The organism is Allobosea sp. 67-29, from assembly GCF_001898115.1.
Taxonomy (GTDB): Bacteria; Pseudomonadota; Alphaproteobacteria; order Rhizobiales; family Beijerinckiaceae; genus Allobosea.
The window spans coordinates 341736-366016 of record NZ_MKSQ01000026.1 but is presented as its reverse complement, the minus strand read 5'-3'; the positions used below and the strand labels follow the sequence as shown (position 1 = coordinate 366016).

The window sequence follows — 24281 nt, the reverse complement described above, 5'->3', positions numbered from 1 at the left end:
CTTCACACCCCTCTGCTGCGGATCGACATGACCAGGCTGAAGAAGAACGGCACGCCGATCAGCGCGGTGATGATGCCGATCGGGTAGATGACGCCGGGGGTGATCGCCTTCGACAGGCTCGATGCGAGCGAGAGCAGGGTGGCGCTCGCCAGCGTCGCGACCGGCAGGAAGAAGCGCTGGTCCTCGCCGACCAGCAGCCGGGCGATATGCGGTCCGACCAGGCCGATGAAGCCGATGCCGCCGACGAACGAAACCGAGACGGCGGCGAGCAGCGAGGTCGCGATCAGGATCTCGAGGCGCAGACGGTCGACGCGGATGCCAAGGCTCTCGGCCCGCTCGTCGCCGAGCCGAAGCGCCGTCAGCGCCCAGCCGCGCATCAGGAAGAACGGCAGGGCGAGCGCGATCAGCAGCGCCGCCACGCCGACCTTGGCCCAGGTCGCGCGGGCGAGGCTGCCCAGCGTCCAGAACACGATTTGGGTGAGCTGCACTTCGTTTGAGCGGTATTGCAGCAGGGCGGTGACGGCGTTGCAGGTGAAGAGCAGGGCGATGCCGACCAGGATCATGGTCTCGGCACTGACGCCGCGCAGCTTGGTCATGAAGAACAGGATGAGCGAGGCGCCGAGCGCGAAGACGAAGGCGTTGGCCGTGACGATGAAGGGGCCGGCCCCGGGCAGGACGCTCCAGCCGGTGACGATCGCGACCGAGGCGCCGACGGTCGCGGCGGCCGAGACACCAAGCGTGAACGGGTCGGCGAGCGGGTTCGACAGGATCGTCTGCATGCCCGCTCCGGCGAGACCCAGCATGGCGCCGACCGCCAGCGCCATCAGTGCGACCGGCAGGCGCAGGTCCCAGACGATGACGGCAAGGCGTGGCGAGGCCGCCTGCGGGTCGGCGAGCGTCCGCAGCACGTCGGCAAGCGGCAGGTTGCCGGGTCCGATCGAGACGTCGAGGGCGAGCGACAGGGCGAGGGCCAGCAGTCCCAGCAGGACGAGCTGCAGGCGGCGGGCATTGCGCTTGCGATAATCCGTGGCGGCATGAGCCGCCGCGGGCATGACAGCGGCCATCCGCCCCTACCTCACTGCAGCTTGGCCCAGAACACGCCGGAGTAGGAGATCGGCAGAAACTTCTCGTGGAATTCCTTGAAGACGGCTTCCGGGTCGATATCCCTGAACAGGTCCGGATAGAATTCCTTCGCCATCGCGAGCTCGGCGACGAAGTAGTAGGGTGCGTCATAGAACTGGTGGTAGAAGGCCATCACCTTCTTGCCCTGCACGGCCTTGAGCTGCTGGAAGCCCGGCCGGCCCATCAGGGCCGAAAGCTCCTTCTGTACCTTCTCGGGCGTCGCGTCATAGCCGAGGCTGACCGCGGTGCTGCCCGGATTGCTGCCGTACCAGTTGGCGCCGGTCAGGAAATAGACGTCCGGGTTGTCGGAGAGGACCTTCTCCTGCGCGGCTTGCGCCTGGAAGGCCGAAAAATACTGGCTGCCCCAATTGCGTCCGCCGGCTTCCTCGATGAAGCGCCCGAAATTGAAGGGACCGAAGGTGGCGCAGCAGGGCAGCAGGCCGGCAGCGCGCTCGACGAAGACCAGCGGCTTCTTCTTGTCGGGAATGGCGCCGATGCGGGCGTAGATGCGCCGGGTCTGCTGGAGGTAGTAGTCGGCGAAGGCGTTCGCCTCCTTCTCGCGGCCGAGCACGCGGCCCAGCAGTTGCACGCTCGGCAGCACGTTCTGCGTCGGGTCCTGCCGGAAATCCACGAAGATCGTGGCGATGCCGGCTTTTTCGAGCTTGCCGAGCAGGCCGGTTTCCTGGGCCTTGAAGTAGTTGGAGAGGTCGAGAATGTAGACCTCGGTGCCGAGCGCGGCGATCTTCTCCATGCTGACATCGGCGGCATAGGGGTTGCCCATGTCGGCCACGTCCTTGGCCTTAGGGAACTTCGCCAGGTATTTCTGCCAGGCGCCCGGATCATTGGCGATCAGGTCGTTGCCCCAGCCGACGACGCGCCTGAAGGGATCGTCGCGGTCCAGCATCGCCAGCGTGTAGAGCTGGCGCCCTTCGCTGAGCACGATCTTCTGCGGGTCGCGCGTGACCTTGACGACGCGGCCGGCAAGATCGGTGACCTCGATGGTTTCCGCCGATGCGGTCGATGCGCCGAGCACGGCCATGCCGAGTGCCAACGCTGAAATCAGGCGGGGAAGCCAACGGGAAGCGGCCATGACAGAGATCCATCCAGAAAGATGACCCCGCGCTAACACAGGCTGCTCCAGTTCAGCAAAGCAATTTTGCAGTTTATAATTGCTCTAAATGCAATGAATACAGGATTATGCTACGCCTGTTCGGATCGTTCGGATTTATTCTAAAGTAGATCCTCGAGGAATTTCGTGGGCTTGATCGTCGTGGCGGCCGATGGTTTTGATCAGCCGGTTCCGGACACTTCGCCCGCAAGCCGCTCGGCGCCGGCCCGCAAGGGCGGAAGGACCCGCGTCACCGCGGCAGGTCGGTGCCGATGCCGCGTTCCCGCGCACGCGCGACGGCGAGGTGCGCCAGCGCCAGATCGGCGATGGCGAAACCGCGAAAGCAGAAGAAGGCGCGCCGATCGCGCGCGGCACCGGCGCCTCCGGCCAGCCCGACGAGATCATGCCCGAAGGTGACGGTGGTCACCGGATTGCCGTCGACATCATAGGGCGCCTTGGATTGTTCCAGGCTGTCCGTCGCCAGCACGTCGAAGGCGGGCAGGCTTTCCGGAATCCAGCTGCGGCCGATATCGACGGCGGCGGCGAAGGCCGAAGGCTTCATCAGGCGGGCGTCGAGAAAAGGCCTCAGGCCGGGAGCGCCCGGCACCATCGAGACGACGACATCGCTGCGGGCGAGCAGCGTCGCGGCTTCGGAGACAACATCGGCATCGAGACCACGCGCGCGTGCGGCCTCGGCGAGGCGTTCCGCCGAGGCGCGGCTCCGGCTCAGCGCCAGCACCGTCGACAGGCGGGGATAGAGGCTCAGGAAGGCCGCGAGATGGGCATGCGCCTGCAGCCCGCAGCCGACGAAGCCAATCGTCCGGGGCTCGGCTGGCGCCATCAGCGATGCTGCGGCTGCCGAAAGAGCGGCGGTGCGGATCAGGGTGATCTCGTCGCCGTCGAGCACGGCGAGAGGCCGGCCGCTTGTATAGTCGCTGACGCAGATCAGGGCGCTGACGCTTGGCGCCGTGCCAGCCAGGCCGGCCGGGGCCATCGAGACCCATTTCAGGGTTGCCACACCCTCGACCCGGGAGGCCGCCGTCATCGCCTGGAAGCCGTGCCCGGGGCCGAGGGCGAGCATGCTCTTGGGTAGGCTGCTGTTGAGGCCGGCGGCGTGATCTCGAAAGGCCCGAAGCACCGCTTCGCGTGCCTCTGCCGGCTCGATCGCGAGCGCCTTGACGTCGTGGCGGGAGAGATAGAGCAGGCGATCGCTCATCGGGGCGTCTCCGGTTTGTCCGCGCGTGCGGGTCGCAAGCGGGTACATGCCCGCCGGCGTGGCCCCCGGCAACTACCCGTTGCTCGGAAAGAGGCTCCCGACGTTGCGCCAGCGCTGCAAGGGCTCGCGCAGCCTCGGCCCGGTCCGACCGTCGAAGGCGCCCTGATAATAGCCTTCGCGCTGCAGCCGGCGCTGGACGGCGCGGATGGTGTCGGCGGACCAGTTCTTCGAGGCCTTCGTCAATTCGTCGAGCGTGTCGCCGCTGTCGGCCGCGACGGCCCGCAGGAGCGATTCCGCGGCCGCATCCGGATCCTTGCGGGTGCCGCGGCCCTCGTCCAGGAGAACCGCGGCGGCGCGGTAGCCGCGGACATCGCCGAGTTCGACGGCCTTGCGGAAATAGCCGAGAGCCTGCTCCGGCGAGCCGTTGACGCCCTGTTCGGCCAGGACACCGAGATTGAAGGTGGCGATGGCCGAGCCCTGGCTGGAGGCGGCCTTGAGCAGCGCGAGCGCACGGGGCGCGTTGCGCGGCAGGGGGCTGCCCTGCATCAGGGCCACGGCGAGGTTGATGGCCCCGTCGGCGCTTCCGCCCGCTGCGGCGCGCTCGTACCAGCGATAGGCAGCCGGCACGTCCTTGGCGACACCGTCTCCCGCTTCTAGGATCAGGCCGAGGCTCACCATCGCGCGCAGATTGCCGCGCTCGGCCGCCTTGCGATAGAGCGCGAGGGCCTCGCCACGCTGGTTCGCCGCCCAGAGCGCCCGTGCGAGCAGCGCCGCATAATTCGGCATCTCCGGATGGTTGGCCATCGCCTGACGGCAGGCCGCGATGGCCCGATCGGCATTCGCGACGAGCGTGTCGAGCGGCACGCCGTCCAGATTGGCGGTGGCGTCGCGCGGATGGGTTGCCAGCCTTTCGCACAGCGTCTCCGGCGCGATGTCGGCACTGTTGGTGTCCGGCAGCGCCTCGAGCTGCTTTCGGGCCGCTTCGATGTGCTTTCCGGCGGGGAAGCGCTGCAGATAGAACTCGGTGAGCGGTCTCAGCCGCACCCGCGACGCCAGCTCCCACATCGTGTCGTCGCCGGTGGCGTCGGTGCCGCGGGGGGCGCTGCCTTCGAGCGATGCCAGCTTCGTCGGGTCCAGATAGCTGCGCGCCTCGCTGACATGAGCGCCGGTGGGGAAGCGGTCGATGTAGAGCTTCAGCAGCGCCGGATCGCGCAGGCCGACGCCGAGCTGCCAGAGCTGGACTTCCGGCGACGCCGTCTCCGGAGCTCCGGGGCGGAAGGCGAACTGCCGGGTGAGGGACGAGTTCTCCCAGGGGATCTGCTGCCCGCCGGTCGCGGCGATGACATCGCGACGGACCTTGATCATCATCGCGGCGATATCCTGTCCGCGCGTGGCGATATGGCTCATCAGCGCCGTCGCGAAGGGGCTGTTCCGACCGGCGCCGTCATAGGCGACATTGTCGGGCTGGGTGGCATAGGCGATCAGGAAGTTGGCGGCGTTGCCGACACGGGCGAGCCCGTCCCGCAAGGTCACCCCCACTCCGGCCGCGCCCGGCGGTATCGGGTTGTTGCGGCAGGCATCCAGGAAAATCAGGTTGATCCCCCGGCCGCCTTCAAGGCCGGACAGGATCGACTGCAGGGTGATCATGGATTGCTTGATGCTCGCGGGGTCGCGGATATCGGCGTCGACGGGCACGAGGTAATTCTGCGAGTCGATCTGGAAGCCGTGCCCCGCATAGTAGAACAGCGAGACATCGGCCTCCCGCGCCCGGGCGGTGAAGCGCTTGATGAGATCACGCATCGCGGCGAGGCCGAGATCCTCGCCGGACAGGACCTCGAAGCCCTGCTGCCGCAGCGCCTCCGAGACGTCGGCTGCGTCGTTCTTCGGATTCTTGAGCTCGTGCAGGCCGTGATAGGCGCTCAGACCCATGACCAGGGCGACCCGCCGTTCCGCTGCGGCGGGGCTGCTCGCCACGAGGGCGGCGAGCAGGAGCGTCATCACGACGATGCCACCGGCCAGCGACCGTCCCCGCGCCCTCCCGCCGCCTGAGCATATCGACATCGCAAAGCTCTTCCAGCCGGGCATTCTCACGCCAGCAATGTCATCGGGCCCCCGCGACGAATTTCTAGCCGCACCGGAGAGGGGCGTCCATATCCGGACTGGGCCGGGTTCGCCGCGGCGATGCGACCTCACAGGCCCGTCGCACGCGACAGCCTGTTCTCGACCGATCCCAGCGCAGAGGCGATGCGGCTGGCCTGCTGGAGCTGGACGCGGCCGATCGCCGGGTCGTCGGCTCTGAGCAGGGCGATCGCCTTGCGGACCTCGGCAACGGCCTCGCCGACAGCCGCACGCGCCTCCTGGATCGTCCGTGCCGCACGGACCTTGCGGGCCGCCTGACGGATCGCCGCAGGTATGCCGCGCATGGGCCCGGGCAGGGTCAGGGCCTTCGCATCAAGCGCGTCGGCGAACTGCTCGAGCGCGTCGCCCACGCAGCTCTTGTATTCGCTCACCGCCTTCTTCTGGCGCTCGAACTGGCTTTCGCAACTCGCCACCTTCGATTCGAGGTCGTTGGAGGAGCGTTCGATCGAAGCGAGCGTATCGCGCGCGGCATCGAGCTCGCCGGGGCGGCCGGTTCCGAGGGTGGGGCCACCGCCGCCAACCCCGCCGGCACCCCCGGTTCCACCGAGGTCGAAGCTGTCGGGCGGGTTCGGCAGGGATACTGTCGTGGTCGGCAGAAGCGGCGTGGGATTGCCTGCCGGCGGCGTGTCGATCAACGTCGGATCGGCCGCCACGGTCATCGTTCCCGGCACGAAGCTGATCGCGTAGTTGCTCGGGTCGAAGGTTCCACCCGCCGGGCTGCCGATCAGGATCGCGTAAAGCCCGATGCCTGCCGCCGCGGGTGCGCCAGCGCTGAAAAGCGCGGCCGATCCGATCGTCTCGCCATTCTGCAGGCCGAGGGCGCTGAATTCGCTTCCGGAGAAGGTGAAGGACACGCCGTAAGGCTTGAGCTGATTGTTGGCGGTCAGTGTCAGCGCGGCTGGAGTCACCGTAAGAGTCGGGGCGAGCGCCGCATCGGTCTGCGTCGCCACGACACGGTAGGCGACACCGAGGGAACTGATCTGGTCGAGGCCGGTGACGGCATAGGTTCCGACGCCGCTCGTGGCGCCTGCCGCACTCGAGAAGGGGTTGGTGAGAGCCAGGCTATCGCCGGACGGCCCGAAAACATAGCTGCTGGGGCCGCCATAGCTCGCAAGCAGCGGAAAGGCCGAAGTGCTGCCATAGGGGCGAGCCGTACCGTCGGTGACGGCTCGGACGACCGGAGCAAGGGCGTAGAGCACAGGGTAGAAGCCGGCAGCCGGCGGAGCCCAGTCGGCCTCGAAGCTCCAGCCCTGCGCAGCCGCCAGAGGCACGAAGCTGCCGGCACTCTGGAATTGCGCGGTCGTCAGGCCGGTGGGCGCGGCGCTGCCGGTCGAATCCGAGCCGATGCCCTGCCCCTGCCCGGTGCTCGTCACATCCCAGAAGGACGCCGATACCGGCGCGAAGTTCAAGCCGATGAGACCGCCCACGGCGGTACTGCCGGTGCCTCCGTCAACCGCGCCGGTCGCATAGGATTGCGACACCGAGCCATTGCCGTTGGTGCCGATCAGGCCGCCGATGGCGGTTCCGCCGCCGCCTGCCGTTACCGAGCCGGTCGCATAGGCAAGCGAGATCGTGCCTTCGTTGTTGCCGACGAGGCCGCCGACGCTCTGTGCGCCGGTGCCGGCCAGCACCGAGACATTAGCCATGGAGCGCGTGATGACCGGCAGCACGGTGGGCGAGGGGTTGTCGGAATCATAGTTCTGACCGACCAGCCCGCCGACATAATTCTGCCCCGCGACGCTCCCGCTAGCGCGGACGTCGTTGATGGTCCCGGAATTGCTGCCGGCGATGGAACCGACTGTCGTGCCGCCGGTGATGTTGACGCCCGTCAGCGAGAGCTTCTCCACCGTGCCGGACAGATTGCCGAAAAGCCCGACCTGGCTGGCGCCCGGCAGGTTGATGAAGAGTCCGCTGATGGTGTGGCCCTGGCCGTCGAAGGTTCCGGCATAAGGCAGGCCATGGGTCGCATTGCCGCCGATCGGCGTGAAGCCGATGACCGTGCCGCTGCCGTTGGTCCACTGGCTTGTGCCGCTGGCGTCGATGTCGTTCGCCAGCCGATAGTTCAGTGTCAGGTCGAGGCCGCCGCTGAGATCCGTGATCGTGTTGATGCCCTGCAGGCCGTAGACGTCGCTGATCGCGTAAGGATTGGCCGCGGTTCCATCGCCGCCGAGCGCGCGCAGGAAGCTGCTGTTGATCCGGAAGTTGGTGGCGGCGAAGGTCGGCAATGACGCCGATACCTGCTGCCAGGAGCCGGATTGCAGATAGAAGGTTCCGACATTGATCGCTCCGGCGGCAGTGGCCGAGGTCGCCGTCGTGCCGTCCGAGCGACCATAGCTGAGGGGCGTGGTGATGGTCCCGCCGGCCGAGAGCACGAGACCACCTGCCGGCGCGGTGATCGCCTGGCCGATGACGATGTTGTTGTTGGCGTCGAGCGTCAGCGTCGACGACTGGGCCCAGCTGATCGGCGCCCCCACCGTGATGTTGCCGGCCTGTGCCCCCGCGCTGGAGGAGCCGCCGGTCTGGATCGTGACGTTGGCTGTCGCCAGCGCGGCCTGGAGGTCGGCGACGCTGATGACGGAATTCGGCCCGCTCGGCGTGAAGTCCAGGTTGGGCGGCGAGCCGGTCAGGGAGCCGCTCGTGGTCGGCCCGCTCTCGATATAGATGTCGTAGGGGTCCAGCAGGAGCGTTCCGAACTTGCCGCGTGCTGCGGTCAGGATCGTCTGGCCGGCGTAGCCGAGCACGCCCTTGCTGGAGACCTCGGCGAAGCCGCCGTCCCCGCCCTGCGGGCCGCCCCTGGCTCGGATCAGGCCGCCGAAGCCCGTGAATTCGTCCGACCACAACACGATCGTGCCGCCGTTGCCGCTCTCGGTCGCGTCGGCGATGATCCGGGTGTTGCCGTCGACGACGGTCTTGCGCGCATGCTGCAGCGTGCCGCCGCCTTGCAGGTCGCCGCCGATCCGGATCGTTCCTCCGCCCGCCGGGCCGCTGGCATCGATCGTCGCCCCGGCCAGCCCGATGCGATCGCCGGTGATGGTGATGGAGCCGCCCTTCGCGGACGCGGCGGACTTGCGGCGATGGCGGCTGGCGCTGGCCGAGAGCCGTCCCGAGACGGTCACCGTGCCGCCGGCTCCGCCGCCCAGCACGATGGCGCCCGAGCGGCCGCTCACGGTACGGGCCTCGACCACGCCGGTCAGGTTGATCGCCTGCCGCGCGACTTCGCGGGCCGTCGCCGCCTTGATCTCGACCCGCCCGCCATTCGCGCTGATCCGGCCGCTATGCTGGATGAGCGCCTTCTCTCCAGCCGATCCCGAGGGCACGTCCACTTCCAGGAAGCCGTCGCCGGAGATGTCGAGAGTCGCCCGTTCGCCCGCGCCGAGGCCCACCTTTCCGAGCGGGACGCTGATCGTCCCGGCATTCTCGACCGAGCCGCCAAGCAGGGCGGCGTACCCGCCGGGGCCGACCTCGATGCTGCCCTGGTTGACCACGGCGGCCGAGGTTCCGGTTCCGGTGAAGCTGCGCCGGCCGGCCGCGAAGTCTTCGTCGCTGATGCCCAGCGTCGACGCGACGAAGCCGCCGCCGGCCCTGACGGTGCCGCTCGGCGTGATCATGATGCCGTTGGGGTTGACGAGGTAGACCTGTCCGTTGGCGTTGAGCTGCCCCGCGATGGTGGAGCTCGCCGAGCCGGTGACGCGGTTGAGCAGCGCGGACGCGCTCGACGGCTGCTGGATGTTGACGGCGGCTCCGGCGCCGATCGAGAAGCTCTGCCAGTTGACGATGGCGGTGGGCGACGATTGCTGGATCGTCATCGCATTCGCGCCGGGCACGGCGATGCCGACCGTGCCGTGTGCGACGGACGGCCCGGCCGGGAGCTCGCCGGCGACACTCGACCCAAGCGGGACGAGGCAGGTGCTCGCGAGCAACGCGGACCAGACTGCGATCTTACCATTCATCCGCGATTCCTTTCGAAACCGAGCGGTGATCCTCAGAAGCGAATCGAGCCGACCATGGTGAAACGATTGGCGTTGGGCAGCAGGTCGTCGCGATACTGGCGCCCGAATTCCAGTGCGAGCGAGGCCTGCGAAAAGGACGGGTCGAGGGTCGCCCCCAGCCGCAGGCCAAGGCCGATCGAAGAGACATGGGTCGTCGCCTGTTCGACCGCAGTGGCGCGATGCAGATACAGCGCCCCGGTCGCGGCGAAGGCGTAGGGGGTGGCGGAAACAGGGATGCCGGCGAGCGACATCTGCCATGGTGAATTCACCTCGGCCCGGACCACCCAGCCGCTGTCGCCGCCCAGCGTGCCGGCGTCGAAGGTCGAGAGCTCCTGGAAGGAGGCGATGCCGAGCTGCTCGGCGCGCGGCAGGGCCTGGTTGAAGGAGGTCTGGGCCCTCGCAAGCACGGCGATTCCGAGATGCTCCGTCAGCGGCTGCGCGAAGGAGACGATCGCCTCGAACTTGCGGAAATCGGCGTCCGCTCCCTGCCGGGACAAGGGCAGGAGGGGCGTGGCGTCCGCCGCGCTGCGGGCGCCCAGCGCGTCGAGCCCGGCCGAGAAGATCGCACGGCCGGACAAGGCCCCGCCATTCGGCAGCTGCATCGTGCCGTCGGTCGCCGCGCGCAGCACCCGCAGGCGATCGAGCGAGAGCGGCACTTTGGCGCCACTGAACAGGACGTCGACCCGCTCTTCCTCGGCGTCGAAGATCAGCTCCGAGGCGAAGGTGAGCGCGCGCGAGCGCAGCCAGGGATAACGCAGCCGCACGGAGTAGCGATCGAACACGCTTGCGGTCTGGGGCAGGCCGAGCGGCGGCTTCGGCGTCGTGCGGCTTTCGGTGGCTTCCAGGTTGAGCGTGAGCCCGTCGACGCCCAGCGGGATGACGGCTCCGCCGGAGAGGGTGCGCATGCGCGGATAGGAATCGAAGAGCCCGCCGAAGCCGGTCGCATCCGAGCCGCCGGGATGTCCGGCGGCCCGCAGATAGAGCGCCTCGCCGAAGCCGAAGACGCTGCTGACGTCGAGCCCGGCGGTTGCCGTGGTGCGGCCGAGCGAGCTGGACAGGGTGTTGTCGAAGCCGACGCTTCCCGAGACCGGGCGGTATTCCGCCCTGACGACGAGCACGGTGGCGCCGAGCTGCTTGCCCGGCGAAAGGGCCGAGCGCAGGGCGACGCCCGGCGTGTCGCCAGCGATCATCAGCCGGCGCTCGATCTCGGCGAGGCGCAGTTCCCGCTTGCCGATCAGGGGAGCCAGCACCTGTTCCACCCGGGCGCGCACCCTTTCCGGAACGGCGCCGGCGTCGATCCGCTCGACATAGCCGCTGACGATGACGATGCGCAGGCGCCCGCCGTCGCGCAGGTTCTGCGCCGGCAGCAGAACGCGCGTCAGGACATAGCCGGCCCGGGCATAGGCCGCCTCCAGGTCCCGCGCCGCAGCGAACAATTCGGAAGCCGGAATGCGGCCGCGGACAAGCCTCGCCCGCAGCCGCTCCTGCTCGGCGGCAAGTTCGCCACGTCCGCCTTCGATGCTGACGCCGGACAACCGGATCTGCAGGCGGTCGGCGCCGGCGGGGGCGTCGAGTCCGGGCTTGCCGGTGAACAGCAGCGAGCCGCCGGTGCCGGGCTGCGCCGGGCGAAAGCTGGGCGGCGTGATCTGGCTGGCCGTCTGGGCCAAGGCGGATGACGACAGCAGAATGCCGCCCGCCAGAACGAGCCCGGCGCCGCTCATTCGCCGTTGAAGACCGAAAGCCATCCGCATCAGTTTCCTGTCCTTTGGCGAGGGCAGCAACTCACGGTGCGTGCGTCAAGGTAAAAATGGCTTTCATTTGCGTTCTACTGCGGTCGAGTTGCGGATCTGTAACAGCTTCACGGCGTCGATTCGGGTGTGACGCAGGAATCTTGCCAGCGCAATCCCAGGTGAAGCCTCCGTCAAATGAATGAGTTGCACGAAGAAAAGTATAAATCCGATGCCCGTTTCGGTTATGGCCGCCGCGGATATTACGTCAGGTAAGGGGGCGCGCGGCTGGCGGCGCTGCACATGGGATGGCGCGGCGGGGGCAAGATGCTTTGAGCCGAGGCGGGATCTGCCTATATCTCACGCGGAACAGCCATACCCGGACCCCATGCGAATCCTCCTGATCGAAGACAATGTCGATCTCGCCAACTGGCTGTCACGGCTACTGCAGAAGAGCCGCTATGTCGTCGATTGCGTCCATGACGGTGCCGATGCCGATGCCGCTCTCGCCACACAGGATTACGACCTGATCATTCTCGACCTCGGCCTGCCGCAGATGAGCGGGCTCGACCTGCTGCGCCGTTTTCGCCAGCGCCGCGGTGTGACGCCGGTCATCATCCTGACGGCGAACGACGCCGTGTCGAGCCGCGTCGCCGGGCTGGATGCGGGAGCCGACGACTATCTGGTCAAGCCTTTCGAGCCCGACGAGCTCGAGGCCCGCATCCGCGCGCAGCTGCGGCGCAGGCAGGACCACCGCACGGCGCAGGTCAGCTTCGGTGCGCTGGTGCTCGAGACGGAGGGGCGGCGCTTCACGCTGGAGGGTGTCCCGCTCGAGCTGACCGCGCGGGAATTCAGCGTACTCGAGGCGCTCATCCTGGCTGGCGGCCGGGTCGTCCCGAAAGCCAAACTGACCGGCACCGTCTTCGGCCTCGATGATGATGCGACCGACAACGCTCTGGAAATCTACGTCCATCGCGTGCGCAAAAAGCTGGGAGGTGGCAGCGTTTCCATCGGCACGTTGCGTGGTCTCGGCTATGCGCTGAGGCTGGTCGAGTGAGCCGGAGCCTGCGCGCCGAGCTGCTGGGCTGGCTGCTGCTGCCGCTGGCGGCCGTCGTCGCCTTCAATGGTTGGTCGCTGCATCGCGACGCCACCCGGACGGCGGATCTGATCACCGATCGGACCCTGCTCGCCTCCGCCCGCGTCATCGCCGAGCAGGTCAAGGAGGCGGACGGGCGCATCGAATCGATGATCCCGCCTTCCGCGCTGGAAATGTTCGCCTCGCCGGACCGCGACAAGGTGATCTACCGGGTGCTCTCGCCCTCCGGCGAACTCATCGCGGGCTTTCCGGACGTGGTCGAGCCACCGATGCGGCCGCGCGGGCTGGAGCCCGCCTATTACGAGGGGCAGTTCCGCACCCAGGCGATGCGCGCGGTGGCTCTGGCCCAGCCCGTGATCTCGAAGGTGGATGGCGGCAACGCGCTGGTGATCGTCGCCACGACGCTGCATGGCCGCGACCGGCTGGTCGACGAGATCTGGCTGACCTCTCTCAGGGACCAGCTCGTCCTCGTCGGGATCGCCGCCCTGCTCACGCTCTTCGGGCTCCGGCGCGGCCTTGCTCCCCTGCTCCGGCTGCGCAACGAGCTGCGCAGCCGGAACCCGGAATCCTTGAAGGCACTGGACCGCGGCGGCGTGCAGAGCGAGCTCAGGCCGATGATCGACGCGCTGAACCACGCGCTCGAACGGGTGCAGGCCTATATCGCCCTGCAGCGGCGCTTCGTCGCCGATGCGTCGCATCAGCTCAGGACGCCGCTTGCCGTGCTGAAGACCCAGGTCGCGATGGCGCGTCGGGACGACGACCCGCAGATGCGGGGCGAGGCCCTGGCGGCGATCGAAGGCGGCGTCGACGGCATGGGCCGGCTGGTGAACCAGTTGCTGACCCTGGCGCGGGCGGAGCCCGGCGGCGCCGCGCTGCGCAAGGAGGCGCTCGATTTCGGCGAGGTCGCACGCTCCGCCACGGAGAGCCTGGCCGGCATCGCCTTCGCCCGAGCGATCGACCTGTCCTTCGACGGGGCGCCTGAGCCCTTGTCCGTCGTCGGCCACGTCACGCTCCTCCGGGAGCTCGTGGTCAACCTCGTGGAGAATGCGCTGCGCCACATTCCGCGGCACGGCGCGGTCTCCGTCCGGCTGGCGCGGGAAGGTGGGCAGGTGCTGCTCGCCGTCGAGGACAACGGGCCGGGAATCGCTGCCGCCGATCGCGAAAGGGTCTTCGAGCGCTTTCACCGGCTCGCACCCTCGACGATCGAGGGGACCGGGCTCGGGCTCGCGATCGTCAAGGAGATCGTCGCCGCCCATGACGGTGCGATCCTGCTCATGGAAACGCAGCCCCCGCCGGGGCTGCGCGTCGAGGTCAGGCTGCCGGCGGCGGCGCCGGAGCCGCCGCCCGGCTGAGGCTCAATGCTGATCCTGCAGCGGAGCGGGGCGCCAGGTCGCGAGCCGGCCCTCGACCCAGGTCATCAGATACTCGGCGGCCAGCGCCACGATCATGATCACCACGATCGCGGCATACATGCCGGCCGCGTCGAAGGTGCCTTTGGCGATGTTGATCAGCAGGCCGATGCCGTGGCGCGAGCCGACGAACTCGCCGACGATGGCGCCGATGATGGCGAAGCCGAAGCTGACGTGAAGCGAGGCGAAGATCCAGCTCATCGCGGAGGGGATCACTACCGAGCGGGTGAGCTGCCAGCCGCGCGCGCCGAGGATCTGCGCATTGGCCATCAGGTTCCGGTCGGCCTCGCGCACGCCCTGGAAGGCGTTGGCGAAGACGACGAAGAACACCATGATGAAGGCGAGCGCCACCTTGGAGCCGATGCCGAGTCCGAAGATCATGATGAAGATCGGCGCCAAGACGACGCGCGGGATCGAGTTGAACACCTTGATGTAGATCGAGAAGATGTCCGCGAGCAGCTGGTTGCGGCCGAGCGCGATGCCGACGACGATGCCGGCGACGGAGCCGATCACGAAGCCCAGCACGGCCTCTTCCATCGTCACGTAGAGATGGAGCCAGAGCGAGCCTTCCGAGGTGCCCTCGATCGTCCATTCGACCAGCCGGTCCCAGATCGCGCTCGGGCTGGAGAAGAAGAACGGATCGATATAGCCGGTCCGGGCGCCGAGCTCCCAGCTTCCGAGGATGGCGACCAGGATGGCCCAGCGCCAGAACAGCACCTTGTAATAGCGATTGCGGGCGGCCTTGGCCGCGGCGGCCTCGATCTCGGCGTCGGAGGTGCCGGGGCGGAACACGGGGGAGGCGAGGGTGGCGTCGGTCATGGGGTGTCTCCTCAGGCCGCGACGGCTTCGTCACGCGCGCTGCCGCGCTCGACCTCGGCGCGCAGGTCGTCCCAGATGCGGCGGGACAGGGCGATGAAGTCCTCCTGGTAGCGGATCTCGCCGACGATGCGCGGGCGCGGCAACTCGACCGGATAGATCGCCTTTACCGTGGCGGGGCCCGAGGTCAGCACATAGACCTTGTCGGCAAGCGCGATCGCCTCTTCGAGGTCGTGCGTGACGAAGATCACAGAGGCCTTCGCTTCCGACCACAGATTGAGCAGAACCTCGTGCATGACGACGCGGGTCTGCACGTCGAGCGCCGAGAAGGGCTCGTCCATCAGCAGCACCTGCGGCTCGTTGATGAAGGTCTGTGCCAGCGAGACGCGCTTCCGCATGCCGCCGGAGAGCTGGTGCGGATACTTGGTTTCATGACCGCTGAGATGCACGCGGGCGAGCCATTCGCGCGCCTTGGCATAGGCCTCGTCGCGCGGCTTGCCGCGGAAGAGGGGGCCGGCGACGACGTTGTCGATGACGCTGCGCCACGGGAAGAGCGCATCGGTCTGGAACGCGAAGCCGATGCGCGGGTCGATGTCGGTGACGGGTTGACCGAACAGCCGGACCTCGCCGCTGGAGGGCCGTGCCAGGCCGGTGACGAGGTTGAGCGTCGTCGACTTGCCGCAGCCGGTCGGGCCGACGACGGCGACGAACTCGCCGCGGGCCACGCTCATGTTGAAGTCCCGGATCGCCGTCATCGACTTGCCGTCGGGCGTGATGAAGCGGCGCGAGACGTTGATCAGCTCGACGACCGGGCCGCCGGCCGCGTCGGTTGCAGACATGGGGCCTCCTTCGCCGCGCGAGCGGCGCCGTGCGATTGCGCTGGGAATGGGAGAGTGAGGGGCCGGCCCCTGCCGGCCCCGGAGCCGAAACCTATTTCGCGGCCTTCACGAACTCGGTCGTGTAGGTCTTCGACAGGTCGATCTGCTTGCCCTTGATGTTCTTCGAGAAGCCGGACAGCACGGCGAGAACCGTTTCCGGGCCACCCTGCGGCATCACGCCGTCGGCGGTGAACATCCCCTTGCCGTCGGCCAGCGCCTTCACGTAGCCGTCCTTGTCGCCGACATAGTAATCCTTCGGCATCTTGTCGGCGATGTCCTCGGCGCTGTGGGTCTTGATGTACTTCAGCGTCTTGACGAAGGCGTTGGCGAGCTTCTGGACGGTCGGCTTGTTCTTCTCGACCCAGGCCGTGCTCATGTAGAGCGACGCGGCAGGGTAGGTGCCGCCGAGCGCAGCCTTGGTCTTCTCGATCGAGCGCATGTCGACGAGGATGCGGGCCTCGCCGGTCTTCAGCAGCCGCGAGATCGTCGGCTCCGTGGTCATGCCGGCCTGGATCTTGTCCTGCTGCATGGCGGCGATGAAGGTGGCGCCGGCGCCGACGGGCACGGAGGTGAAGTCGCTGAGCTGCACGCCCGATTTCATCATGAGGTACTGGGTCAGGAAGTTGGTGGAGGAGCCGAGCCCGGTGACGCCGAGGTTCTTGCCCTTGAGATCGGCCATCGACTTCACGTCGGGATACTTGCTCGAGACGAGCTCGACCTCGCCCGGCGCCTGGCTGAACTGGACCACCGACTCGACGAATTTGCCCTTGGCCTGCAGGTCGACGCAGTGATCGTAGAAGCCGACCACGCCCTGCACCGCGCCGGCGAGCATCTCGTTTTCGGCATCGACGCCGGCGGCCTCGTTGAGCAGCTCGACATCGAGCCCCTCGTCCTTGAAGTAGCCGAGCCTCTCGGCCAGCTTCGCGGGCAGGTAGATCTGCTTCTCGTATCCCCCGACGATGATCGTGACCTTGTCGGCGGCGAAGGCCGCGGACGAACCCGCGAGGGTCGACACGAGGGCGAACGAAAAGATGGCGGCACGAATGCGCATGGGCAGGCTCCTTGGTTTGCGTCCTCTCGCCCGGATACCGTTCTGGATGACGGTTTGGCGGCGATGCCAGCCTGCTTAGCCCTCCAAGCTTTCACCAACCTTTCGCCCCGGCCGGGGCGCATTCCGCGGTCCGGAGAGCGTTTCTGCCTGGACGCTTCCGCTGGGCAGCGCCGGATCAACCCTCGCTGGGCCGTCGCTCGCTTGCCTCCGCGCCGGCGGGCCCGCGCGGGACAGGAAAGCGGCCTCTGGCAGTGGATCGGCACGCCCGGAACACAGTTTTGCCATTTTCGGGTTGATCCGGCGCGCAAAGCCCTAGAAAGTGCCCCGTTCATCGGGAGACTGAATACATGGCACTGCGTTTTCGTTCCAAACTCGCCGCGGCAGGGCTCGTGCTCGGCGGAGCGGCTCTCGCCGCCGGGCTCGCCTTTGCCCAGGCGCCGGCCTTCTTCCGGATCGGCACCGGCGGCACCGCCGGGACCTACTATCCGATCGGCGGCCTGATCGCGAACGCGATCTCGAACCCGCCGCAGCTCGTCGCCACGGCCGTCGCCAGCAACGGCTCCGTCGCGAACGTCAACGCGATCGTCAGCGGTGCCGCCGAATCCGGCTTCGTCCAGGCCGACGTGGCCTACTGGGCCTATTCCGGCACCGGCGTCTTCCAGGGCAAGCCGAAGGTCGAGGAACTGCGCTCGATCGCCAATCTCTATCCGGAGAGCGTGCACCTGGTCGTGCGCAAGGCCGCCAACGTGAAGTCGATCGCCGATCTGAAGGGCAAGAAGGTCTCGCTCGACGAGCCCGGTTCCGGCACGCTGCTCAACGCGAAGGCCATTCTCGGCGCCTTCGGCGTCACCGAGAAGGACATCAAGGCGGAGTTCGTGAAGCCGAATCAGGCGGCCGAACAGATGAAGGACGGCTCGCTCGACGCCTTCTTCTTCACCGGCGGCTTCCCCGCCGCGGCGATCTCCGAGCTGGCCTCGACCGGGTCGGGCATCGACATCCTCCCGATCGCCGGGCCCGAGATCGACAAGCTGCGGAAGGAGTCGCCGTTCTTCTCGGCCGACGAGATTCCGGCCGATACCTACAAGGGCGTGGGCGCGGTGAAGACGGTCGCCGTCGGCGCGCACTGGGTGACGTCCTCCAAGATCTCGGCCGATACCGTCTACGCGGTGACGAAGGCGCTGTGGAACGACAAGACCCGCGCTGCGCTGGATGCCGGCCATGCGAAGGGCAAGGCGATCCGCAAGGAAACCGCGTTGAGCGGGCTTCAGGGCGTGCCGCTGCATGCCGGCGCCGAGCGCTTCTACAAGGAAGCCGGCCTGCTCAAGTGAGCAGCCCGAGAACCCGTTCTCGCGAAGGCGCGGTGCCACCACCGCGCCTTCTTGCTTTCCCCGGAAGCTGAAGAGCCGATCGCGCCATGCAGGCCCAGACACAGACGATCTCGACCGAAACCGACGCGGCGAAACTCGCCCAGCTCGAATCGGAACTCGATCCGGAGATGCGCTTCCGGCGGATCCCGCACGGGACGACCATCCTGGTCGGGGGGCTGCTGCTGGCGCTGTCGGCTTTTCATTACTACACGGCCGGCTTCGGCCTGCTGCGCGAGGTCACCCATCGCGGCGTCCATCTCGCCTTCGTGCTGGGGCTGATCTTCCTGGTCTTCGCCGCCCGCAAGAGCGACGGCGAGAAGCTTCATGCCTCGACCCTGCTGCGGCCGGGGGGCGTGCCGATCTACGACTGGGTCTGCGCGGTGGCCGTGGCGGCGGCCAGCCTCTACGTGCCCTGGATCTTCGAGGACCTCGCGTTCCGCGTCGGCAACCCGACCACGCTCGACGTGATCATGGGTACGATCGCGATTGTCCTGATGATCGAGGCGACGCGGCGTTCGATCGGCTGGGGGCTGCCGCTGATCGCCGTCGTCGCGATCCTCTATGCGTTGTACGGCAACTGGTTTCCGGGCATCTTCCTGCATCCCGGCGCGAGCTGGCCGGTTCTGGTCAACCATCTCTACCTGACCAGCCAGGGCATCTACGGCGTCGCGCTTGGCGTCGTCGCGACCTATGTCTTCCATTTCGTGCTCTTCGGCGTGCTGGCGACGCGCATCGGGCTGGGGCGGCTGTTCCTCGGCGTCGCCGCCTCGCTGGCAGGGCGCTTTGCCGGCGGGCCGGCGAAGATCTCGATCTTCGGCTCGGCCCTGTTCGGCATGATCTCGGGCTCGTCGGTCGCCAATACGGTGACCGTCGGCTCGCTGACGATCCCGATGATGATCAGGCTCGGCTATCAGCGCCATTTCGCGGCGGCGATCGAATCGACCGCTGCGACCGGCGGCCAGATCACGCCTCCGATCATGGGCGCGGCGGCCTTCCTGATGGTCGAATTCCTGAACCTGCCCTATGCGACGATCGTCATCGCGGCGATCGTGCCGGCCTTCATGCATTTCTTCGGCGTGCTCATGCAGGTGCATCTGGAGGCCAAGCGCACCGGCATGCGCGGCCTGACCGATGCCGAGATCCCCAAGCTGCGCGAGGTCTTCGCCCGCGACTGGCCGACCATCGCCCCGCTGTTCTCTCTGATCGTGGTGCTGTTCACCGGCTACACGCCCTATCTCGCGGCGTTCTGGGGCATCACCGGCTGCATGGTCGTCGGGCTTGCGCGCTGGCGCGGCGCCAGCGCACTGGCGCTGATGGTGGCGATCGGGGTCGCGGCGCCGACCGAGATCCTGCGCCTGCCAGGAGCCAATCTCGTCCTGACGCTCGCCGCCTTCGCCGTGATGGCCCATGGCATCCTCAGCTCGACCGAGGGCCGCCGCCGCGTCAACGAGATGGTCGACGCCTTCATCCTGGGCGCGAAATACGCGATCGGCGTGGGTGCCGCGGCGGCCACGGTGGGCGTCATCGTCGGCGTCGTGACGCTGACGGGAGTCGGCTTCAAGATTTCCTGGATCGTCACCTCGCTGGCGGACCAATGGGCGAACGGCATTCTGGGAACGCTGCCCTTCCTGCCCTTCGACGTGAAGTCGGCGACGCTGTTCTTCACGCTCGTGCTCACCGGCATCGTCTGCATCCTGCTGGGCTGCGGCGTGCCGACGACGGCGAACTATATCATCATGGTCACCGTGGCGGCACCGGCGCTCGGCCTGCTCGGCGTCACGCCGCTGGTGGCCCATTTCTTCGTCTTCTACTACGGCGTGCTCGCCGATATCACGCCGCCTGTCGCGATCTCGGCCTATGCCGGAGCGAGCATGGCCGGAGCCGATCCGTTCCGCACCGGCAACACAGCGTTCCGGCTGGCGCTCGGCAAGGTGCTGGTGCCGTTCGTCTTCGTGTTCTCGCCGTCCATGCTGATCATGGCGCCGGGATTCACCTGGATGGAGTTCCTCGGCTCGACCGCTGCCTGCCTCATCAGCATCGCCAGCCTGTCGGCTGCCTTCGCAGGTTGGCTGGTCGCGCCGCTCGCACGCTGGGAGCGGCTCCTCATCGGCTTCAGCGCGATGCCGATGATCCTGGCGACGCCGGCTTCGATGGCGGTGGGCCTTGTGCTGGCCGCTCCGGTGCTGATCCGGCAGGCCGGGGCTGCGAAGCGGCAGCTGCCCGCTTAGAGGGCGGCATCGAGAAGGCTCGGCTTGAGGGGAGGTCGGCAAGGCATTCGGGGTTCCGACCATCCTGACCAGCGTGATCGCAGCCCGGGAGGGCTCATCCATCTTCCCGCAGATCACCGACGTGTTTCCCGATCAGGAGGTGATCGACCGGACCTTCATCAATACCCGGGAAGATTCGAAGGTGGTGGACGCGGTGAAGGCGACAGGCCGCAGGCAATTGATCATCGCCGGCCTGTGGACCGAGATCTGCGTCGCGATGCCAGTCATCCAGGCGCTCGGCGAAGGTTGGGACGTCACGGTCATCACCGACGCCTCCGGCGCTACCTCGGTCGAGGCCCATGAGGTCGCCATCCAGCGCATGATCGCGGCTGGCGCGGACATGATGACGTGGCTCGCGCTGGCCGCCGAATGGCAGCGCGACCGGGCGCGCCTCGCAACGGCGGAGAAGATGACGGGCGTGCTCACGCAGCACGCCGCGGGCAGCGGCGTCGCCCATCTCTGGGAGCAACAACTGCTCAAGACCCTCGTGCCCGCCGCCGCGGGCTAATCCGGGTGGAGGACGGCGATGCTCCGGAACGTGCGCAGTCAAAAAGCACGGCCGCTTCCCAGCCTTCGCCGTTCCTTTCGAAAGGGCGGCAAGCAAGCCTTCACAAGCGGATGACCGAGCCGCGAAGCTCGCGCGATGGCCGGGACGCGCCGTTCGCTGGGACCAGGCGCCATGTTCACGTCTCCCGCTGCCGGACGATCTCGACAAAGCGAGCGGCCAATCGGGAGAGCGGCCGGCTGCGCATGGTCATCAGACAGATCGTGGTGGGGATCTGCGGCTCCAGGGAGAGCTGAACCAGCCCATCGAAACGCTGCGCCTGCGTCAGGAGGCTGTCGATCAGTGTCACATCGCCAGGCTCAGCCAGAAGATGCGCGGCTGAAATGCTGTAGGGAACGGTCATGAACGGCGCATATTCGAGCCCCTCCCTCTCGTAGCATTGCGCAATGAGCCAGCCGAGCGGCGATTTCTCGCGATCGAAGCAGATCATGCGTCGCGTCTTCAGATCATGCAGGCTGACGGTGCGGCGCTTCGCCAGGGAATCGTCCTCCCGCACCAGCGCGATGATCTCGCCGCCGGCGAGAGGCGTCAGCGTGATGTCGTCCGTGACGCGCGGGGAGAACATCAGGCCGATATCGGCCGTCCCCAAGGAGAGTTCCGTCGGTGCATCGCCCATGATCAGCTCGACGCGTGCCTGCGGGTATTCGTCCGTCAGGCGACGCAAGGCGCGGGCGATAAGTCCCTGTCCGATGCTCGGCGTCGAGGCGATACGCAGCGGCGTTTCCCGGCCGGCCCGCAACCGTGCCGCAGCGGCTCCGAGCTCGCGCCATTCCTGATCGACAGAGTCGAGCGCAGTCATCAGTGCGCCGGCTTCCGGGCGCAACAGCAGGCGCCCCTCCCTGCGCTCGAAGACGGGGATGCCAAGGCTGGCTTCGCTGCGCGCAATGATCTTGCTGATGGCCGACTGCGTGAGGTGAAGCCGATGCGCCGCTTCGACCGTCGTGCCGAAGCGATGCACCGCGCGAAGGACCGCGGCATGGGCGGGCGTGAATGCCTTCATGGCCCGGATCTTTCCTGCAGTTGCGACAGGAGCAACCGGGCTGCGCGATCGAGAGGAGAGTGCCGGCGATGATGGGCATAGGCCGTTACCAGGGGGCTTTGCTCGAGCGGCAGCGCGGCGAGACCTTCAACCAGATTGCTGCTGATCACGAACCCGTCGACCAGGGCGATGCCAACACCTTCGCGGGCGAGATGGCAGGCCGTATCCGTGTGACGAACCGTGATGGCGATCCGCTCGGACAGACCTGCACTGGTCAACGCCTCCTGGAAACTGTCGGACGCGCTGACGCCGTCCGGCCCATAGCTGATCAGGCGCTCGCCCTCGATGTGACCTCTGACCAGTTTCTCACGCCCGGCGAGTGCATGATCGCGCGACAGCACGCAGACCAGAGGGCTTCGCCCCAGCGCCACGTCCTCGATGGCGTCCGCTCTCATGGGGCCATACGAGATGCCGAGATCGGCCTCGCCCGTGGCGAGATGCTCCCGCACATGGTCGAACATGATCTCCACTGCTGCCGACTGATCGAGCGCTCGCCGCGTTCGGGTGATGGCCGGCGGCAGGATGCTGTGGGCGAGGCCGGGAACGGTCGCTACCCTCAGCCGATTGGCCATGCCCACCCGGATCATATCCGCTTCATGGCCGGCGCGCCTCAGCGCACCGAACAGCGGCTGGGCCTGCCGGACGAGCGAGTGAGCCTCCGGGGTCGGCACCAGCCGGCCCTGGGCGGTCGTGGCGAGGCTGAGATCGAGCTCCTCCTCGGCTTGCCGCAACGTCTTGATCACCGCCGATTGGCTGATGCCCAGTCCCTGCGCCGCCTCGCCGGTTCCACCGAGCCGGACGAAAGCATCGATCGCGCGCAGAGAGCCCAGCTTCATGACTATTCCAAACGGTCGATGAACCTGCCGAATGTTTCATTGGAAGGACTAGTCTCCCTCATGGAAGGATACAAGCCGTCGCCATGGCGCGGCCAATGAATCAGGGGATCGGTATGACCAAGCTTCGCTCGTTGATCTCGGCTGGCGCCCTCGCGCTCGCCATCGGCGCCCCGGCTCTTATGACGGCGCCGTCCGCGGCGCTCGCCAAAGGCATTCTCAGGTTGGCCCAGACACAGGACCTCGTCTCGCTCGACCCGATCGCGACCAGCGACAACGCCTCGATCTACGCCCAACTTCTGATCTTCGACACCCTGCTGCGACCCAGCAAGGATGCGACCAAGCTGGAGCCCGGCCTCGCCGAGAGCTGGAAGGTCAGCGATGACGGCATGACCTACAGCTTCAAGCTGCGCGCGGCCAAGTTCTCCGACGGAACTCCGGTGACGGCCTCCGATGTCGCCTTCTCGCTGAAACGCGCCGGCAGCGACGCATCGAACTGGAAGCGCTTCTTCTCCGGCATCGATACGATCGAGACGCCGGACGACCGCACTGTCGTGCTCAAGCTCAAGAAGGTGTTCACCCCGCTCCTCAACAACCTCGCCCTGTTCTCCTCGGCGATTCTGCCGCAGAAGGCCTTCGAGGCGGCTGGCGACAAGTTCTTCGACAAGCCGATCGGCAGCGGCCCCTTCACCGTCGCGGCCTGGAACAAGGGGCAGGGTCTGTCTCTCAGGAAGAACGCGAATTACTGGCAGGCCGGGAAGCCCGACCTCGACGGCGCCGAGCTGATGGTCATCCCCGAGGGCAATAGCCGCGTGCTGAAGCTGCAGGCCGGCGAGGTCGACGCTGCCATCGACATTCCGCTGAACCAGCTCCAGGCGCTCGGGCGCAACGGCAAGATCAAGACCGCCGTCGCCAACGTCTTCCGCACCGATTTCGTGCTGATGAACACCAGGAAGAAGCCCTTCGACGACCAGCGCGTCCGACAGGCGCTGAACTACGCCATCGACAAGGAAGGGCTGGTGAAGGCACTGCTCTACGGCACCGGCAAGGTCTCGAACTCGCCGATGCCGCCGATGGCCTATGCCGACCCGAACCTGAAGCCCTATCCGCACGACATCGCCAAGGCCAAGGCACTGCTGGCGGAAGCCGGCTACAAGGACGGCTTCAAGACCTCGCTGCTGGTCGATTCCGGCAAGCCGCTGCACCGCCAGGTCGGACAAGCTCTGCAGGCCGCGCTGAAGCAGATCGGCGTGACCGCCGACATCCGCCTCGTCGAGGGTGGGACGCATTGGACCACGACAAAATCCGGCGATTACGAGATGGCCGTATCGCTCGCAACCAGCGACACCATCGACCCGGACCAACTCGTCGGCTTCCTCCTTGTCAATCCCGAGCGCGCCAACGCCTATCATACCGAGTGGAAGGACGAGCGCGTCAACGCGCTCTACGAGAAGGAGCGCGTGACGGCCGACGGTCCGGAGCGAGGCAAGATGTTCCAGGAGATCATCAAGCTCGCCCATGACGGCGCGCCCTCGGTCTTCCTGTTCTATCCCGGCACGTCCTATGCCTATCGCAGCAATGTCGAGGGTTTCGAGGTGCTGCCGACCTCGAATTTCCGCCTCGAGGATGTGAAGCTGAAGTGATGGACAGGCGCTGGCG

Annotated in this window: 16 protein-coding genes and 1 pseudogene; 6 read left to right on the top strand and 11 right to left on the bottom strand. The window is 67.3% G+C overall.

Annotated features, from left to right (window positions below; all coding sequences use genetic code 11):
- Positions 1-2 precede the first annotated feature (2 nt).
- The 6 genes from BGO20_RS20805 to BGO20_RS20780 form a co-directional block, all read right to left on the bottom strand.
- Positions 3-1064: a FecCD family ABC transporter permease gene (locus BGO20_RS20805; protein ID WP_291659373.1), complete on the bottom strand. Its 1062-nt coding sequence runs from the start codon at positions 1062-1064 to the stop codon at positions 3-5.
- A gap of 11 nt (positions 1065-1075) precedes the next feature.
- Positions 1076-2212, bottom strand: a complete 1137-nt coding sequence (locus BGO20_RS20800; RefSeq protein WP_291659372.1) for an ABC transporter substrate-binding protein — start codon at positions 2210-2212, stop codon at positions 1076-1078.
- Between the two features lie 268 nt (positions 2213-2480).
- Positions 2481-3446, bottom strand: coding sequence for a hypothetical protein (locus BGO20_RS20795; RefSeq protein ID WP_291659371.1), 966 nt, complete (start codon positions 3444-3446; stop codon positions 2481-2483).
- A 72-nt stretch (positions 3447-3518) separates the two neighbouring features.
- Positions 3519-5507 (bottom strand): caspase family protein, encoded by a 1989-nt coding sequence (locus tag BGO20_RS20790; RefSeq protein ID WP_291659370.1) that lies wholly within the window; start codon positions 5505-5507, stop codon positions 3519-3521.
- 128 nt (positions 5508-5635) lie between these two features.
- The gene (locus BGO20_RS20785) at positions 5636-9535 is read right to left on the bottom strand and encodes a two-partner secretion domain-containing protein (RefSeq protein ID WP_291659369.1); all 3900 of its coding nucleotides are present in this window, start codon (positions 9533-9535) and stop codon (positions 5636-5638) included.
- 32 nt (positions 9536-9567) lie between these two features.
- Positions 9568-11319: a ShlB/FhaC/HecB family hemolysin secretion/activation protein gene (locus BGO20_RS20780; RefSeq protein ID WP_291659368.1), complete on the bottom strand. Its 1752-nt coding sequence runs from the start codon at positions 11317-11319 to the stop codon at positions 9568-9570.
- A 370-nt stretch (positions 11320-11689) separates the two neighbouring features.
- Between BGO20_RS20780 and BGO20_RS20775 the strand changes: the two genes are divergently transcribed.
- Together BGO20_RS20775 and BGO20_RS20770 are read left to right on the top strand one after the other, a co-directional pair.
- The gene (locus tag BGO20_RS20775; protein WP_291659367.1) at positions 11690-12358 is read left to right on the top strand and encodes a response regulator transcription factor; all 669 of its coding nucleotides are present in this window, start codon (positions 11690-11692) and stop codon (positions 12356-12358) included.
- Complete coding sequence (locus BGO20_RS20770; RefSeq protein WP_291659366.1) at positions 12355-13749, top strand: sensor histidine kinase; 1395 nt, start codon at positions 12355-12357, stop codon at positions 13747-13749. Before BGO20_RS20775 ends, BGO20_RS20770 begins: the two co-directional genes overlap by 4 nt.
- A gap of 3 nt (positions 13750-13752) precedes the next feature.
- Here BGO20_RS20770 and BGO20_RS20765 read toward each other — a convergent pair whose 3' ends face one another.
- The 3 genes from BGO20_RS20765 to BGO20_RS20755 all read right to left on the bottom strand — a co-directional run bounded on the left by BGO20_RS20765 (position 13753) and on the right by BGO20_RS20755 (position 16551).
- Positions 13753-14625, bottom strand: coding sequence for an ABC transporter permease (locus BGO20_RS20765; RefSeq protein ID WP_291659365.1), 873 nt, complete (start codon positions 14623-14625; stop codon positions 13753-13755).
- Positions 14626-14636: 11 nt separating this feature from the next.
- Positions 14637-15461 carry an ABC transporter ATP-binding protein gene (locus tag BGO20_RS20760; RefSeq protein ID WP_291659364.1) on the bottom strand — a complete coding sequence of 275 codons (825 nt, stop codon included), beginning with the start codon at positions 15459-15461 and terminating at the stop codon, positions 14637-14639.
- A 91-nt stretch (positions 15462-15552) separates the two neighbouring features.
- Positions 15553-16551, bottom strand: coding sequence for an ABC transporter substrate-binding protein (locus tag BGO20_RS20755; protein WP_291659363.1), 999 nt, complete (start codon positions 16549-16551; stop codon positions 15553-15555).
- Positions 16552-16904: 353 nt separating this feature from the next.
- Between BGO20_RS20755 and BGO20_RS20750 the strand changes: the two genes are divergently transcribed.
- The 3 genes and pseudogenes from BGO20_RS20750 to BGO20_RS20740 form a co-directional block, all read left to right on the top strand.
- Positions 16905-17879: a TAXI family TRAP transporter solute-binding subunit gene (locus tag BGO20_RS20750; protein WP_440142615.1), complete on the top strand. Its 975-nt coding sequence runs from the start codon at positions 16905-16907 to the stop codon at positions 17877-17879.
- Positions 17880-17965: 86 nt separating this feature from the next.
- Positions 17966-20146, top strand: a complete 2181-nt coding sequence (locus tag BGO20_RS20745; protein WP_291659361.1) for a TRAP transporter permease — start codon at positions 17966-17968, stop codon at positions 20144-20146.
- A 31-nt stretch (positions 20147-20177) separates the two neighbouring features.
- Positions 20178-20693: pseudogene (locus BGO20_RS20740) on the top strand (isochorismatase family protein); the annotation flags it as partial.
- A gap of 175 nt (positions 20694-20868) precedes the next feature.
- On the opposite strand, the gene BGO20_RS20735 reads toward BGO20_RS20740, so the two are convergent.
- Positions 20869-21750: a LysR family transcriptional regulator gene (locus BGO20_RS20735; protein WP_291659360.1), complete on the bottom strand. Its 882-nt coding sequence runs from the start codon at positions 21748-21750 to the stop codon at positions 20869-20871.
- A complete protein-coding gene (locus BGO20_RS20730; protein ID WP_291659359.1) occupies positions 21747-22625 on the bottom strand; it encodes a LysR family transcriptional regulator in 879 nt (292 codons plus the stop codon). The genes BGO20_RS20735 and BGO20_RS20730 overlap by 4 nt, the downstream gene beginning before the upstream one ends.
- A gap of 113 nt (positions 22626-22738) precedes the next feature.
- Here BGO20_RS20730 and BGO20_RS20725 point away from each other — a divergent pair, with 113 nt between their 5' ends.
- Complete coding sequence (locus tag BGO20_RS20725; RefSeq protein WP_291659358.1) at positions 22739-24265, top strand: ABC transporter substrate-binding protein; 1527 nt, start codon at positions 22739-22741, stop codon at positions 24263-24265.
- Positions 24266-24281: the final 16 nt, after the last annotated feature.

What these genes read in the sequence shown, in the direction of transcription:
- BGO20_RS20795 (WP_291659371.1), bottom strand. Translation starts at nt 3,446, where the DNA reads ATGAGCGATCGCCTGCTCTATCTCTCCCGCCACGACGTCAAGGCGCTC.
- BGO20_RS20735 (WP_291659360.1), bottom strand. Translation starts at nt 21,750, where the DNA reads ATGAAGGCATTCACGCCCGCCCATGCCGCGGTCCTTCGCGCGGTGCAT.
- BGO20_RS20760 (WP_291659364.1), bottom strand. Translation starts at nt 15,461, where the DNA reads ATGTCTGCAACCGACGCGGCCGGCGGCCCGGTCGTCGAGCTGATCAAC.
- BGO20_RS20745 (WP_291659361.1), top strand. Translation starts at nt 17,966, where the DNA reads ATGCAGGCCCAGACACAGACGATCTCGACCGAAACCGACGCGGCGAAA.
- BGO20_RS20805 (WP_291659373.1), bottom strand. Translation starts at nt 1,064, where the DNA reads ATGGCCGCTGTCATGCCCGCGGCGGCTCATGCCGCCACGGATTATCGC.
- BGO20_RS20785 (WP_291659369.1), bottom strand. Translation starts at nt 9,535, where the DNA reads ATGAATGGTAAGATCGCAGTCTGGTCCGCGTTGCTCGCGAGCACCTGC.
- BGO20_RS20725 (WP_291659358.1), top strand. Translation starts at nt 22,739, where the DNA reads ATGACCAAGCTTCGCTCGTTGATCTCGGCTGGCGCCCTCGCGCTCGCC.
- BGO20_RS20755 (WP_291659363.1), bottom strand. Translation starts at nt 16,551, where the DNA reads ATGCGCATTCGTGCCGCCATCTTTTCGTTCGCCCTCGTGTCGACCCTC.
- BGO20_RS20730 (WP_291659359.1), bottom strand. Translation starts at nt 22,625, where the DNA reads ATGAAGCTGGGCTCTCTGCGCGCGATCGATGCTTTCGTCCGGCTCGGT.
- BGO20_RS20780 (WP_291659368.1), bottom strand. Translation starts at nt 11,319, where the DNA reads ATGGCTTTCGGTCTTCAACGGCGAATGAGCGGCGCCGGGCTCGTTCTG.
- BGO20_RS20800 (WP_291659372.1), bottom strand. Translation starts at nt 2,212, where the DNA reads ATGGCCGCTTCCCGTTGGCTTCCCCGCCTGATTTCAGCGTTGGCACTC.
- BGO20_RS20775 (WP_291659367.1), top strand. Translation starts at nt 11,690, where the DNA reads ATGCGAATCCTCCTGATCGAAGACAATGTCGATCTCGCCAACTGGCTG.
- BGO20_RS20790 (WP_291659370.1), bottom strand. Translation starts at nt 5,507, where the DNA reads ATGTCGATATGCTCAGGCGGCGGGAGGGCGCGGGGACGGTCGCTGGCC.
- BGO20_RS20765 (WP_291659365.1), bottom strand. Translation starts at nt 14,625, where the DNA reads ATGACCGACGCCACCCTCGCCTCCCCCGTGTTCCGCCCCGGCACCTCC.